This window comes from Thioalkalivibrio sp. ALRh, assembly GCF_000381425.1.
Classification (GTDB): Bacteria; Pseudomonadota; Gammaproteobacteria; order Ectothiorhodospirales; family Ectothiorhodospiraceae; genus Thioalkalivibrio.
Map to the genome: position 1 here is coordinate 772,322 of NZ_KB906519.1, position 13,658 is coordinate 785,979.

A 13,658-nucleotide genomic window follows, 5' to 3' on the forward strand; every position below is an offset into this window, starting at 1 on the left:
CGGACTGACATTCGACATGATGGATCCCAACGCCCTGACCATCGCCCTGTCCAAGGGACGCATCCTCAAGGACACCCTGCCGCTGCTGGCCAGCGCCGGGATCGAACTCCTGGAGGACCCGGACAAGACGCGCAAGCTGATCCTCGACACCAACCGCGAGGACGTGAAGATCGTGGTGGTGCGGGCGACCGACGTCCCCACCTATGTGCAGCATGGCGCGGCAGCAATCGGTGTGGCCGGCAAGGACGTACTGATGGAGCACGGCGCGGCTGGACTCTATGAACCGCTGGATCTGCGCATCGCCGCATGCCGGCTGATGCTGGCCGGACGCCCGGGCCAGCAGCCGGACCCGCAGCAGCGCCTGCGCATCGCCACCAAGTTCGTGAACATCACGCAGAACTACTTCGCCCAGCAGGGCCGCCAGGTCGAGATCATCAAGCTCTACGGCTCGATGGAACTGGCGCCGCTGGTCGATCTGGCCGACTACATCGTGGACCTGGTCGACACCGGCAACACGCTCAAGGCCAATGGCCTGGAGCCGCTGGAACTGATTACCCCCATCAGTTCCCGGTTGATCGTGAACCAGGCAGCCATGAAGATGCGACATAGAACTATTCAAAATCTGATCGAGGGCCTGCGCGAGGCCGTCACGCCCGCGACGACGTAACGAGAGCATCATGACCGCCGATACCGACGACCTGAGAATCCGCGATATCCAGGAGGTGTCCGCCCCGGACACCCTGCGCGACGAACTGCCCATCACCGACGCGGCCTCCGAGACCGTGTTCGCGGCACGCCAGGCCTGCCACCGCATCCTGCATGGCGAGGACGACCGCATGCAGGTGATCGTCGGGCCCTGCTCGATTCACGACGTGGACGCCGCGCTGGAGTACGCCGAACGCCTGAAGGGCCTGCGCGAGGACCTGTCCGACGCCCTGCACATCGTGATGCGGGTGTACTTCGAGAAGCCGCGCACCACGGTCGGCTGGAAGGGCCTGATCAACGACCCGGACCTGGACGGCAGCTTCCACATCAACAAGGGTCTGCGCGTCGCGCGCGGGCTGCTGCGTGATCTGGCGATCAAAGGCATGCCGGCCGCCACCGAATACCTCGACCTGATCAGCCCGCAGTACATCGCGGACCTGGTCGCCTGGGGGGCCATCGGCGCGCGCACCACCGAGAGCCAGGTGCACCGCGAGCTGGCCTCCGGCCTGTCCTGCCCGGTGGGCTTCAAGAACTCCACCGATGGCAGCCTGCGGGTCGCGATCGACGCGATCCGCTCCGCCTCGCGACCGCACCACTTCCTGTCGGTGACCAAGGCCGGGCGCTCGGCGATCTTCTCCACCACCGGCAACGACGACTGCCACATCATCCTGCGCGGCGGCAAGCAACCGAACTACGATGCCGAGAGCATCGAACAGGCCTGCAAGGAGCTGCGCATGGCGGAGCTGCCTGAGCTGGTAATGGTCGACTGCAGCCATGCCAACAGCCGCAAGGACCCGAAGCGTCAGGTGGATGTGGCCCGCTCGCTGGCCGAACAGATCGCTGGCGGGGATCGCCGCATCATGGGCGCGATGCTGGAGAGCCATCTGGTCGGTGGCCGCCAGGACATCCTGCCCGGCAAGTCGCTGACCTACGGCCAGAGCATCACCGATGCCTGCATGGGCTGGGACGAGACCGAGACCAGTCTGAAACTGCTGGCGGACGCCGTGCGCGCGCGCCGCAAGACCGCCGTACCGGCCTAGGGAAAACGTCCAGAGGATCCCGACCATGCCCTCCATTGCCCGACTCGATACCCAGCAGCCCGACTTCGATCAGGCCCTGGAGCACCTGCTGTCCTGGGAGTCCGTCGCCGACACCGGCGTACGCGATGCGGTGGACGAGATCCTCGCCGCGGTACGCACCGAGGGCGACGCGGCCGTGCTGCGCTACACCGCCAAGTTCGATCGCCTCGATCGCAGCGCGGTCGCCGACCTGGAGATCCCACGGGAGCGCCTGCAGGCCGCGCTGGAATCGATCCCGGCGGAGCAGCGCCAGGCGCTGGAGACCGCCACCGCGCGTATCCGCCAGTACGCCGAACACCAGAAGATGCAGGACTGGGACTTCACCGATGCCGACGGCACGGTACTCGGCCAGCGCGTGACCGCGCTCGACTCGGTCGGCCTGTACGTCCCCGGCGGCAAGGCCGCCTACCCGTCCTCCGTACTGATGAACGCCGTGCCGGCCAAGGTCGCGGGCGTGGAACTGCTGGTAATGGTCGTGCCCGCCCCGGGCGGCGAACTGAACGATCTGGTGCTGGCCGCGGCCGCCGTGGCCGAGGTGGACCGCGTGTTCACCGTGGGCGGCGCCCAGGCCGTGGCAGCCCTGGCCTATGGCACCGATACCATCCCGGCGGTAGACAAGATCGTCGGCCCCGGCAACATCTTTGTCGCTGCGGCCAAGCGCGAGGTGTTCGGGACGGTCGGCATCGACATGATCGCCGGTCCCTCGGAGATCCTGGTGGTCTGCGACGGAGAGACGGACCCGGACTGGATCGCGGCCGACCTGTTCTCGCAGGCCGAGCATGACGAGCAGGCCCAGTCCATCCTGCTGTCCTGGGACGAGGCCTTCCTCGACCGCGTGGCCGAGGCCATGGACCGCCTGCTGGCCGAGATGCCGCGCGCCGAGATCATCCGCACCAGCCTCGACAAGCGCGGGGCACTGGTGAAGGTGCGCGACTCCGCCGAGGCCGTTGCCGTCGCCAACCGCATCGCGCCGGAACACCTGGAGCTGTCGGTGGCCGACCCGCAGGCGATGCTGGACGCCGGCCTGCGCCACGCCGGCGCGATCTTCATGGGCCGCTACACCTCCGAGGCCCTGGGCGACTACTGCGCCGGGCCCAACCACGTGCTGCCGACCTCGCGCACCGCGCGCTTCTCCTCGCCGCTGGGGGTGTACGACTTCCAGAAGCGCTCGAGCATCATCCACTGCTCGGCCGAGGGCGCGGCGAAGCTCGGCAAGACCGCCGCCGCCCTCGCGCACGGCGAGGGACTCACCGCCCACGCCCGCTCCGCCGAACTGCGCGGCGGGCAATGAGCCTGCCGCACGAAAGCCGCAGCCCGGATGCCCTGATGCGTCCGGAGGTTCTGGCGCAGTCGGCCTATCAGGTGTCCGACGCGACCGGCCTGATCAAGCTGGACGCGATGGAAAACCCGCATCCCTGGCCCGGCGGGCTGGAAGACGCCTGGCTGGAGGCCCTGCGCGACCCGCAGCTAAACCGTTATCCGGACGCCGGGGCGCGCGAGCTGGAGAAAAATGTGCGCGCCGCTCACGGCGTGCCCGAAGCGGCCGGGCTGCTGTTCGGCAACGGGTCCGACGAACTGATCCAGATCCTGATCATGGCGGTCGCCGCCTCCGGCCGCCCGATCCTGGCGCCGGAGCCGACCTTCGTGATGTACGGCGTGCTGGCCCGCGCAATGGGCGTACCGTTCGTCGGCGTCCCGCTGCACCGCGATTTCACCCTGGACCTCGCCGCGATGCACGCCGCCCTGGCCGAACACGACCCGGCGGTCGTGTTCCTGGCCTATCCGAACAACCCGACCGGGACCCTGGACGACCCGGCCGCCGTGCAGGCGATCATCGAGGCCAACCCCGGCGTCACGGTGGTCGACGAGGCCTATGCCCCGTTCGCCGCCCACAGCTTCCTGCCGGAGGTCGGCCAGCACGACGGGCTCATGGTGATGCGCACGGTCTCGAAGCTGGGGCTGGCCGGCGCGCGGCTGGGCTATCTGGCCGCCTCCGCGGGCTGGATCGATGCGCTGGACCGGCTGCGCCTGCCGTACAACATCAACACCCTGACCCAGCGCTCGGTCGCCTTCGCCCTCGATCACCGTGAGGCGCTGGATGACCAGGCGCGCGGCATCATCGAGGAACGCGGCCGGCTGTCCGAGGCGCTTGCGGCGATCGACGGCGTCGAGCACGTGTTCCCGAGCCAGGCGAATTTCATCCTCTTTCGAGTGCGCGAGGGGCAGGGGCACGCGAGCTTCGCGGCCCTGCGCGACGCCGGCATCCTGATCAAGGATGTTGGCCGCGCGCATCCGCTACTCGCCGACTGCCTGCGCGTCACCGTCGGCCGCTCCGACGAGAACGACGCATTTCTCGCGGCCCTGCGCAACGCCCTCGCCGGCTGAACCCTGATTTCCGAGGGTGAACTAGGCCCAGCCTCGTAAAGGCATGGCGGCAGGAGAGGGACTAGGCGTCCTCGCCGAAGCGGTTGGCGACGAGTTCGGTGAGGGCGTCGAGGGCCTCTTCGGCGTCCTCGCCGTCGGTGGTGATGGTAACCTCGGAGCCCTGCGCCGCCGCCAGCATCATCACCCCCATGATGCTCTTGCCGTTCACTTCCTGGGCGTTCCGGGATACGGTCACATCGGACGCGTACTGACTGGCCAGGCTCACGAACTTGGCCGCCGCACGCGCATGCATCCCCAGACGATTAACGATGGGGACTTCGCGCTGCGGCATCCGAACACTCCTGGTCACAAAGAAGGATGCCATCGTGCCCGCCGGACAGGGCCTTGTTGACCAGCTCCGTCAGCGGCAGATGGCGGTAGTTCAGCACACGGATCAGCATCGGCAGGTTGATCCCGGCAATGACGCGGGCGTTCGCGCCCCGGGCCACGCGACTGGCCACATTGGATGGGGTGGAGCCAAACATGTCGGTCAGGATCAGCACGCCGGAGCCGGAATCCAGCTCGCCCAGGCGCGCCCTCGCGCGCGCCAGCACCTCGTCGGGGTCGTCATTCTGCGACATCGCCATGGACTCGCAATCCTCGGGCAGGTCGCCCAGCATGCTCTGGGCCGTCTGCAGCAGGGTGTCGCCGAGGTTTTGATGCGTGATCAGGATCAGACCAACGCCCATGGACTCACTCCGATTCGAGGGGCAGGGATAGCTCGCGGTGACGGGTGCTAACAGTAACATGTTCGCGCCCCCGCCAGGCAGCCGCCAGCCGCTCCACGAGATAAACCGAGCGGTGACGGCCGCCGGTGCACCCGATCGAAACGGTCACATAGCTGCGGTGATCCTGCCGGATCCGCGGGACCCACTGTTCGAGAAAGCCCTGGATCCCGTCATACATCTCCTCGACCTCGCCATGGCGCGCAAGAAACTCGCAAACAGCCGCATCGCGGCCAGTCAATGGCGCCAGATCGCGCTCGTAGTGCGGGTTGGGCAGGCAGCGCACGTCGAACACGAAGTCGGAGTCCAGCGGGGCCCCATGCTTGAACCCGAATGACTGAAAAAGCAGGGACAGGCGCTCCTCGCCCAGCAGCCCGACGCGGTCGCGCAGGGTGCGCGCGAGATCGTGCATCGACAGACGGGAGGTGTCCACGGTCAGATCCGCCTCGGCCGCAACATGGCCGAGCCAGTCACGTTCGCGCTCGATCGCGTCCACCAGTGGCACGCCGTCGCGCGCCAGTGGGTGTCGGCGCCGCGTCAGGTGATAGCGGCGCAGCAGGACCTCGCTGGAGGCCTGCAGAAACATCACTTCGACCTTCATCCCCTTGCCCCGGAGCTCGCGCAGGAGGTCGGCAAAGCCCTCGAGGGCCGTCAGCCCGCTGCGGACATCCACCCCGACCGCCAGATGGCGGTCGTCGTCCGCGTCGTAATCGCCACTACGGACCTGTTCGATCAGACCGGGCAGCAGCGGCAGCGGCAGGTTGTCGACACAGAAATAGCCGGCGTCCTCCAGCGTATGCAGGGCGACCGTCTTGCCGGAACCCGACAGACCACTGACCAGCAGGAGTCGCATTCAGCCCTCCGGGTCCGGGTTGGGGACGGTGGTTGCAGGGATCGCGCGGTGGTACGGCGGCTCCTCGGGCTCGCCGCTCATCTGCCGGCGCTGACGTGCGCGCAGGTCGTCGCCGGCGACATAGCCCTGCATGTGCAACATGTGGTTGCGTACCGCCGCCTCGATCATCACCGCGATGTTGCGCCCCGGCGCGACCGGCAGGCTGATCAGCGGGATACGCAGCCCGAGGATGCCGATCTCCCCGCGGCGGCCATTCAGGCGGTCATCCGGCACCGGCGAGGGCTCGCCGTGGTCGCGCAGGTCGATAATCAGCCGCAGATACTTGCCGCCCTTGATCGCCGAATCCCCGTACATGGCGCGGACGTTCAACACCCCCAGCCCGCGCACCTCGAGCAGGTCCTGCAACAGGGCCGGGCAGTGTCCGCGCACGATATCCGGGGCGATGCGGGCAAACTCCGGTGCGTCGTCGGCGATCAGCCGGTGCCCGCGCGAGATCAGCTCGAGCGCCACCTCGCTCTTGCCCACGCTGGAGGCCCCGCTGATCAGCACGCCAATGCCGAGGATCTCCATGAACACGCCATGGCGCACCTCGAAATGGGCCAGCCGCTGCTGCAGGAAATAGCGCAGCAGGGAGATAATCTCGTGGCTGCTGGTCGAGGAGCACAAGATCAGCGGCAGCTGCTCATCGGGGACGTCCGGCATCTCCGAGAACGGGCAGGTGTCCTCGGCGAAGATCACCGCGGTCGTCCCGGTGCGGGCCATCTCCAGGATCAGTTGCTCGCGCTGATCATCGCTCAGCCGCGCGATATAGCGCGCCTCGAAATCGCCGATCACCTGGATACGGTTAGGCCGGATCAGGTTGAGGTGCCCGGCGAGGGGCAGGTCGTCGCCGTCACCGCCGACCAGGTTGCGATCCGGTGCGACCTGCTCGCCGTGTACGTAGCGCAGATCCAGGCGATTGCCCATCGCCTGGATCAGGACCTCTACGGTGATGTCGCGCGCGATGCCGCCCTCTCCCAGTGCCTCGTTCATGCACGAATCTCCGGCAGCATTGGCGCGGGGTGTCGGAATCGGGGGAGCACTGCCGGGAGAGCCATGTTCAGGCGTCGCCGAAGGCCCGGGTCAGTTCGCGTTCCAGGGCGTCCGCGTCGCCGGCACGGCGCAGCGAGGCGATATTGTCGGGCTGCGAGAGACCGCGAGCCAGCTGCGCCAGCAGGTCCAGGTGCGCGCTGGTCGCCGCCTCGGGCACCAGCAGTGCGATCAGGATGTCCACGGGTTCGTGGTCCATGGCGTCGAAGTCGACCCCCTGGTCCAGCCGCAGGACCGCGACCCGGGGGGCATCGAGCTCGGCCAGACGCCCATGCGGGATGGCCACGCCATGCCCCAGACCGGTGGAGCCAAGCTTCTCGCGGGCAGACAGGGCCTCGAAGATGGCCCCGCTGGCCGGGCCGGCGGACTCCTCGCCGCCGACGGCCAGCAACTCGGCCAGGGTCTCGAGCGCCCGTTTCTGGCTGGAACACTCGGGCTCCAGCCGGATACGGGCGCGGGTGATCAGCTCGGCAATGGTCATTGCGTTAAAGGGCCTGTTCGCGGTTGCGCTGGGCACCCTCGGCGCGGTGATGGTCCTTGACCTTTTCCTTGTGCTTGATCAGCTGACGATCCACCTTGTCGATCAGGCCATCAATCGCCGCATACATATCCTCGTGACTGGCTTCGGCGTGGATGTGATTGCCGCTGACCTGGAGATTGGCCTCCGCCTTGTTGTTCAGGTTCTGGTTTTTCTCGTGGGTCAGCACCACATGCACGTCGATCACTTTGTCGAAGTGGCGTTCCAGCTTCGCGAACTTTTCGTTCACGTAGTCGCGCAGGGCGTCGGTGATATCGACGTGATGGCCGGTCAGGTTGATCTGCATGGTCAGGCTCCTTTTTGCTTGGTTCCACTGGGCATACTCGCCATCTGCCGGCGTTCGCTGGAAGACGGTATGTGCATAGCCTCGCGGTACTTGGCCACGGTGCGTCGGGCCACATTAATGCCCCGATCCGACAGGATCTGGGCCAGTTTTGCATCACTCAGTGGCTTGTTCGGGGTCTCGCCACCAATCAATTCCCGAATCATGGCACGGATCGCGGTCGCCGAGCATTCGCCGCCATCGGCTGTGCCAACATGACTGGAAAAGAAGTACTTGAACTCGAATACCCCACGCGGGGTGTGCATGTATTTCTGTGTAGTCACCCTCGAGATGGTCGATTCGTGCATCTCCAGGGTCTCGGCGATATCGCGCAGGATCAGCGGTTGCATGGCAACCTCACCATGCTCGAGAAACCCCTGCTGGCGCACGACGATGGCCTGGGCGACCCGCAGCAGGGTGTCGTTCCGGCTGTGCAGGCTCTTCAGGAACCAGCGCGCCTCCTGCAACTGATCGCGCATAAACGCGCTATCACGCGCATCGGAGACCTGCCGCACCATGCCCGCATAGAGATCGTTGATGCGAATGCGCGGCGCAATCTCCGGGTTCAAGTCCACGCGCCAGCCATCGCGGTCATGGCGGACATAGACATCCGGCACGACGTATTCCGAAGTGGACTCGCTGATCTGGGCACCGGGCCGCGGATTCAGGGTGCGGATCAGGTCCAGCGCCCGCGCCAGCTCGTCCGGGTCGCGCACGCCGGACTGGCGCTGCAGGGCTCGGTAGTCCCGCTTGGCCAGGCTCTCCATGCCGTTTTCCAGGATGGCTCGAGCCGCGTCACGCGCCGGGGCATCCGGCGCCAAATGGCGCAGCTGGATCTCCAGGCACTCGCGCAGGTCCCGCGCACCGACGCCCAGCGGGTCGCACTGCTGAATCCAGTGCAGCACCGCCTCGACCTCGTCGACCCCCACGGGCTCGTCTTCGCCCTGGCTGATCATCTCCGCCAGCGCCTCGAGTTCACTGTCCAGATAGCCGTCCGGGCTGATCGCGTCGATCAGCGCCGCCCCGATCCGTTGGTCTCGTGGGGTCAGGTGGCTCAGATGCAGCTGCCAGAGCAGGTGATCCTGAAGGCCCTCGTCCTCGCCGTCGGAGGTATTCTCCAGCGGGTCGCGGTCGTCCAGGCCGCGTGGGCTCGGGGCGGGCTCGTAGATGTCGTCCCAGCGACTGTCGGTGCTCAACTCCTCGGGGATCACGTCATCGCCAGCCGTGTCGGCCTGCATGCGATCCCCGTCGACCCGTTCGCCCCCTTCCTCCGGGCGCTCGGGCGGGGCCTCCTCGCCCTCGTCCTCCACCTGCTCGAGCATGGGGTTGCTTTCCAGCGCCTGCTGGATCTCCGCCTGCAACTCCAGCGTGGAAAGCTGCAGCAGACGGATCGCCTGTTGCAGCTGCGGGGTCATCGTCAGCGTCTGCCCCAGCTGCAGATTGAGCCCGGGTTTCAGCATCGCGGTTTGAGGTCCATGGTGACCATCAAGATCATCTTAAGGAAACACTGATCAATGTTCACAGTCGAAAGTTTTCTCCGAGATACACGCGGCGCACCTGGGGGTCGTCCAGCAGCTCCTGCGGGGTCCCGGCGCTCAGGATGCGGCCCTCACTAAGAATATAGGCCCTGTCGCAGATTCCGAGGGTCTCGCGCACGTTGTGGTCGGAAATCAGCACACCGATCCCGCGCTGGGCCAGATGCCCAATCACGGCCTGGATATCACCCACGGAAATCGGATCCACGCCGGCAAACGGTTCGTCCAGGCAGATAAAGCGCGGGTCACCGGCCAGTGCCCGCGCGATCTCGGCGCGGCGACGCTCGCCCCCGGACAGGGCAATCCCAGGGCTGTGGCGCACGGTCTCCAGCTGGAACTCCTCGATCAGGGCATCGCCGATGCGGCGTCGCTCGTGGCGGTCGAGCTCCGAGCGCAGCTCCAGCACCGCCTGCAGGTTGTCCCAAACACTCAGCCGACGGAAGATCGAGGCCTCCTGCGGCAGGTAGCCCAGCCCGGCTCGGGCCCGCGAATGAATCGGGGCCCGGGTGATGTCCCGGTCACCCAGCGTGATGCGGCCACGATTGGGCCGGATCAGGCCGACCAGGCTGTAGAAACAGGTGGTCTTGCCTGCGCCGTTCGGTCCCAGCAGGCCCACGACCTCCCCTGGTGCCAGATCGACGTCGACACGATCCAGCACCGTACGCTTGCCATAGCGCTTGGTCAGCTCGCGGCCGGTCAGATAGCCGGCCATCGGCGCAGATTCGCCACCGGCCGCGGCGGGCGCGCTGGTGTCGAGCTCGTTCATTCGTCGTCTTCGCGGGGCTGGATCCTGATACGTACACGCTCGTCATCGGCCTCGCCACGCTCGGCCTCGATCACATCCGTCTCCAGGTCGTAGACGATGCGCTTGCCGCGCGCTTCCTCGGCTGCCGTGATCACATGCGCCTGGTCGGTCAGGATCACCCGGTCCTCGTTCAGCAGGTAGTCGATGCGCAGCGCGGTGGCGATGCGCATCTCGCCCGTCTCCGGGTCCGGGGACTCCAGCCGCGCGGGCTCGCCGTGGGCCTCCATCTCGTAAGGGCGTCGGTCGCGGCTGCGCACATAGACCTTGTCGGCCTCCAGTGTCATGTCCCCGCGAATCACCACCACATCACCGGTATAAGTGCTTACGCCCCGCCGGTCGTCCATCTCCGCACGATCGGCGGTAATCTCCACCGGCAGGGGCTGCTGCTGGGCAATGACCGGCGCGGCTAGCAGCAACAAGGCACTGCCCAGCAGCACGGGCCATCCGGCCCGGGCGAGCGACGACCCACCACGTTCAGTCATTTGCGGCTTCCTCCTCGCCCGACTCGCTGTAGAGCGTGTACACGTCATGGAACAGCTCTATGGTATCCCCTCGCGAGTCGACGCGCAGACCCGTGCCCCGCTGGAAAAGGCCAGGCTGCTCCAGCGTCGACGGGGCATCGGAGGTGGCGATCATGGTGTCGGTCGCCACCGTCATATCGGCGGATTCAATCACCGTGCGCACGCGCTCGTCACGCTCGGGCTGCACCCCCCGCGTGGGGCCGATCAGGTCCAGGATCTCGTCCATCGGTCGGTGCAGCGCCTCGGGCGCAGTCCAGTGCCATTCGATACCGCCGGCGTCAAAGATATCCAGGTCGGGGTCGTCGATCAGTTGAGGGCCGTCACGGCCAAACTCGCGCAGCCGCGTCCCGCGCAGGCGGTGACTCAACTCGCCGTCCTCGCCAGTCGCGTGCAGCGTGAAGCCCTCGATCTCCAGCGTCACCTCGCCCTCCGGCTCGTGCTCGCTGGCAACAGCGCCGGCCACCAGCGCCGCCATTGGCAACAGGATCAGCGCCACCGGTCCGGCCACCCACTTCATCCGTCGACATACTCCGCGAACAGGGCCTCCAGCCGCCCCTGGGCCGCCAGCAGGCCCTCGCAGACCTCGCGCACCGCGCCGCGACCGCCGGGGGCCTGCGTAACCCAATGTGCATGCTGCAATACCAACGGGTGGGAATCCGCCACCGCGATGCCGAGCCCCACACGGCGCATCGCCGGCAGATCGACGATGTCGTCGCCCACGAAGGCGGCCTCGTCGGGCGCATGGCCGGTCTGCTCCAGCAACTCGTGCAGTGCGGCCCCCTTGTCGCGCCGCCCCTGCACCAGATGCTGCACACCGAGGTCCCGCATGCGGTGCTCGACCACCCCGGAGGTGCGTCCGGTCAGGATCGCGACCTCCAGCCCTCCGTCCAGTGCCAGACGGATGCCGTGCCCGTCGCGCGAATGAAAGGCCTTGTACTGCTCGCCGGCATCCCCCATGAACAGGCTGCCATCGGTCAGCACGCCGTCGACATCCAGGATCAGCAGACGCACCGCCGCCTGGCGGCTGTGCAGGGGCTTATCGTGACGGTCCATCAGGCCACCCCCGCGCGCAGCAGGTCGTGCATGTTCAGCACCCCAACCAGCCGCTGGTCGTCATCCACCACCGGCAGGGCATTGATCCGCTTGCTCTCCATGGTCTCCAGGGCCTCCACGGCCAGCCACTGCGGGCGGGCGGCATGTCCGCCCCGCGTCATCACCTGGCCGATGGTCAGCGCCTCCAGGCTTTCGCCACGATCCAGCGTGCGTCGGAGGTCGCCATCGGTAAACACGCCGAGGATATGCGCCTCGGGATCGGCGACGATCACCAGTCCCAGTCCCTTGCGCGTAATCTCGAACAGGGCGTCCTTCAGCGGGGCCTCCGGACCCACGCGCGGGATCGCGTCACCGGTATGCATGATGTCCGTGACATGGACCAGCAACCGCCGCCCCAGTCGGCCACCGGGATGCGAGCGGGCAAAATCGTCGGCGGTAAAGCCGCGCGCATCCAGTACCGCGACCGCCAGGGCATCGCTCATCGCCAGCGCGGCCGTGGTGCTGGAGGTCGGGGCCAGGCCCAGCGGGCAGGCCTCGCGCTCGACCGAGACATCCAGGTGCACGGTGGCATCCTGCCCCAGCCGCGACCCGGGGTTGCCGGTCAGCGCGATCAGCGGTACGTCCAGCCGCCGGATCAGCGGCAGGATGGTCAGCAGCTCGTCGGTCTCGCCGGAGTTGGACAGGGCGATCACCACGTCGTCACGGGTGATCATGCCAAGGTCGCCGTGACTGGCCTCGCCGGGGTGGACGAAAAACGCCGGGGTCCCGGTGGAGGCCAGGGTGGCCGCCAGCTTGGAGCCGATATGGCCGGACTTGCCCATGCCGGTCACCACGACCCGGCCGCGGCACTCGAGGATGTGGCGACAGGCCTCCAGGAACGCATCGTCCACGCGGTCGGCCAGTCGACGCACGGCCTCGGCCTCATCGTTCAGGACCGCCAGGGCCAGCTTGCGAGTGGTATCAGGATTGAAATTCATGCGGTTGCCGTCATTCCGAGATGGACAAGGTAGCCCGCGAACACCACGAGCAGAAGCCCCCCCTGCCAGCGCCGCAGCTGGCTGCCTCGCGCCAGGGCAAAGACGAACAGCGTGGCGGTCATGCCGAGCATCACCGGGTAGTCGCGGACCAGCACCTCGGGCTCGATCGCCAGCGGCGCAATCAGCGCGGGGACTGCCAGCACGGCCAGCAGGTTGAACAGATTGGAACCGATCACGTTGCCGATCGCCAATCCCGCCTCGCGGCGAAAGGCCGCCACCAGGGAAGTCGCCAGTTCCGGCAGGCTAGTCCCGATGGCCACGATGGTCAGGCCAATCACCAGGTCACTGATGCCCAGTTGCTCCGCAATCCCCACCGCACCCCAGACGACCAGCTGGCTGCTGGCAATCAGCAGCGCCAGACCAAGGCCCAGCCAGGCCAGGGCGCGACCGGTAGAGGTGGCCGCCGGAATGGCCTCGACCATGCCACGCACCTCTTCAGGCGCCTCGGCCGGATCCAGCGCCTGCGCACGCCGCGCGATATGGATCACCCAGGCGGTCACCAGCAGCAACCCCGAAATCAGAAGCCCGCCCTCCAGGCGGCCCAGCTCGCCGTCCAGCAGCAGAAACAGGACAGCCAGACTCACCCCCATCAGGATCGGTAGCTCGCGGCGCACCAGGCCGTGCCCGATAACGAGCGGCGCCACCAGCGCCGCCATCGCCAGCACCAGCCCGATATTCGCGATGTTCGAGCCGATCGCATTACCCACCGCGAGGCCCGGGTTGCCCTGCAGCGTCGCCAGTACGGACACGACGATCTCCGGTGCCGAGGTGCCGAAGGCGACAATGGTCAACCCGACCAGCAGGGCACTCACGCCCACGCTGCGCGCGAACGCCGAGGCACCGAACACGAAGCGGTCGGCACTCCAGGTCAGCAGGACCAGACCGGCGATGACCGCAATAACGGGAAGGACCATCAGCGAGTGCCGGGACCGGAGGTGGGTGGAGCGGGGTGTCTCTTCACCCGCCAATTGT

General features: G+C 67.2%; 17 protein-coding genes. 4 read left to right on the forward strand and 13 right to left on the reverse strand.

All coding sequences use genetic code 11. The features are described from left to right. Nucleotides 1-16: 16 nt before the first annotated feature. The 4 genes from hisG to hisC are packed head-to-tail and all read left to right on the forward strand — an operon-like array spanning nt 17 to nt 4,169. Nucleotides 17-667 carry an ATP phosphoribosyltransferase gene (gene hisG / locus F791_RS0103710; protein ID WP_012981793.1) on the forward strand — a complete coding sequence of 217 codons (651 nt, stop codon included), beginning with the start codon at nt 17-19 and terminating at the stop codon, nt 665-667. A 10-nt stretch (nt 668-677) separates the two neighbouring features. Then, nucleotides 678-1,745 (forward strand): 3-deoxy-7-phosphoheptulonate synthase, encoded by a 1,068-nt coding sequence (locus F791_RS0103715; protein WP_018137780.1) that lies wholly within the window; start codon nt 678-680, stop codon nt 1,743-1,745. A 25-nt stretch (nt 1,746-1,770) separates the two neighbouring features. Continuing rightward, nucleotides 1,771-3,075: a histidinol dehydrogenase gene (gene hisD / locus F791_RS0103720; protein WP_019592192.1), complete on the forward strand. Its 1,305-nt coding sequence runs from the start codon at nt 1,771-1,773 to the stop codon at nt 3,073-3,075. Beyond that, the gene (gene hisC / locus F791_RS0103725) at nt 3,072-4,169 is read left to right on the forward strand and encodes a histidinol-phosphate transaminase (RefSeq protein ID WP_019592193.1); all 1,098 of its coding nucleotides are present in this window, start codon (nt 3,072-3,074) and stop codon (nt 4,167-4,169) included. The genes hisD and hisC overlap by 4 nt, the downstream gene beginning before the upstream one ends. A gap of 61 nt (nt 4,170-4,230) precedes the next feature. On the opposite strand, the gene F791_RS0103730 is transcribed toward hisC, so the two are convergent. From F791_RS0103730 to F791_RS0103790, 13 genes are all read right to left on the reverse strand, one after another. Continuing rightward, entirely contained in the window at nt 4,231-4,500 is a 270-nt protein-coding gene (locus tag F791_RS0103730; RefSeq protein WP_012981789.1) for an HPr family phosphocarrier protein, read from the reverse strand. Next, nucleotides 4,472-4,897 (reverse strand): PTS sugar transporter subunit IIA, encoded by a 426-nt coding sequence (locus tag F791_RS0103735; RefSeq protein WP_018137777.1) that lies wholly within the window; start codon nt 4,895-4,897, stop codon nt 4,472-4,474. Before F791_RS0103735 ends, F791_RS0103730 begins: the two co-directional genes overlap by 29 nt. Before the next feature lie 4 nt (nt 4,898-4,901). Next, entirely contained in the window at nt 4,902-5,786 is an 885-nt protein-coding gene (gene rapZ, locus F791_RS0103740) for an RNase adapter RapZ (protein ID WP_019592194.1), read from the reverse strand. Then, entirely contained in the window at nt 5,787-6,818 is a 1,032-nt protein-coding gene (hprK, locus tag F791_RS0103745; RefSeq protein ID WP_018137775.1) for an HPr(Ser) kinase/phosphatase, read from the reverse strand. A gap of 67 nt (nt 6,819-6,885) precedes the next feature. After that, nucleotides 6,886-7,356 (reverse strand): PTS sugar transporter subunit IIA, encoded by a 471-nt coding sequence (locus F791_RS0103750; RefSeq protein WP_012981785.1) that lies wholly within the window; start codon nt 7,354-7,356, stop codon nt 6,886-6,888. Between the two features lie 4 nt (nt 7,357-7,360). Continuing rightward, nucleotides 7,361-7,699 (reverse strand): ribosome hibernation-promoting factor, HPF/YfiA family, encoded by a 339-nt coding sequence (gene hpf, locus F791_RS0103755; protein WP_012981784.1) that lies wholly within the window; start codon nt 7,697-7,699, stop codon nt 7,361-7,363. A 2-nt stretch (nt 7,700-7,701) separates the two neighbouring features. Continuing rightward, a complete protein-coding gene (locus F791_RS0103760) occupies nt 7,702-9,195 on the reverse strand; it encodes an RNA polymerase factor sigma-54 (protein WP_012981783.1) in 1,494 nt (497 codons plus the stop codon). A 58-nt stretch (nt 9,196-9,253) separates the two neighbouring features. Then, nucleotides 9,254-9,982, reverse strand: a complete 729-nt coding sequence (gene lptB / locus F791_RS0103765; protein WP_012981782.1) for an LPS export ABC transporter ATP-binding protein — start codon at nt 9,980-9,982, stop codon at nt 9,254-9,256. 50 nt (nt 9,983-10,032) lie between these two features. Next, entirely contained in the window at nt 10,033-10,557 is a 525-nt protein-coding gene (gene lptA / locus F791_RS0103770) for a lipopolysaccharide transport periplasmic protein LptA (protein WP_038038426.1), read from the reverse strand. After that, nucleotides 10,550-11,113: an LPS export ABC transporter periplasmic protein LptC gene (lptC, locus tag F791_RS0103775; RefSeq protein ID WP_019592195.1), complete on the reverse strand. Its 564-nt coding sequence runs from the start codon at nt 11,111-11,113 to the stop codon at nt 10,550-10,552. The genes lptA and lptC overlap by 8 nt, the downstream gene beginning before the upstream one ends. Beyond that, nucleotides 11,110-11,649 carry a 3-deoxy-manno-octulosonate-8-phosphatase KdsC gene (gene kdsC, locus F791_RS0103780; RefSeq protein ID WP_019592196.1) on the reverse strand — a complete coding sequence of 180 codons (540 nt, stop codon included), beginning with the start codon at nt 11,647-11,649 and terminating at the stop codon, nt 11,110-11,112. The genes lptC and kdsC overlap by 4 nt, the downstream gene beginning before the upstream one ends. Further along, entirely contained in the window at nt 11,649-12,626 is a 978-nt protein-coding gene (locus F791_RS0103785; RefSeq protein ID WP_018993518.1) for a KpsF/GutQ family sugar-phosphate isomerase, read from the reverse strand. The genes kdsC and F791_RS0103785 overlap by 1 nt, the downstream gene beginning before the upstream one ends. Next, nucleotides 12,623-13,600, reverse strand: coding sequence for a calcium/sodium antiporter (locus F791_RS0103790; protein WP_019592197.1), 978 nt, complete (start codon nt 13,598-13,600; stop codon nt 12,623-12,625). Before F791_RS0103790 ends, F791_RS0103785 begins: the two co-directional genes overlap by 4 nt. Nucleotides 13,601-13,658: the final 58 nt, after the last annotated feature.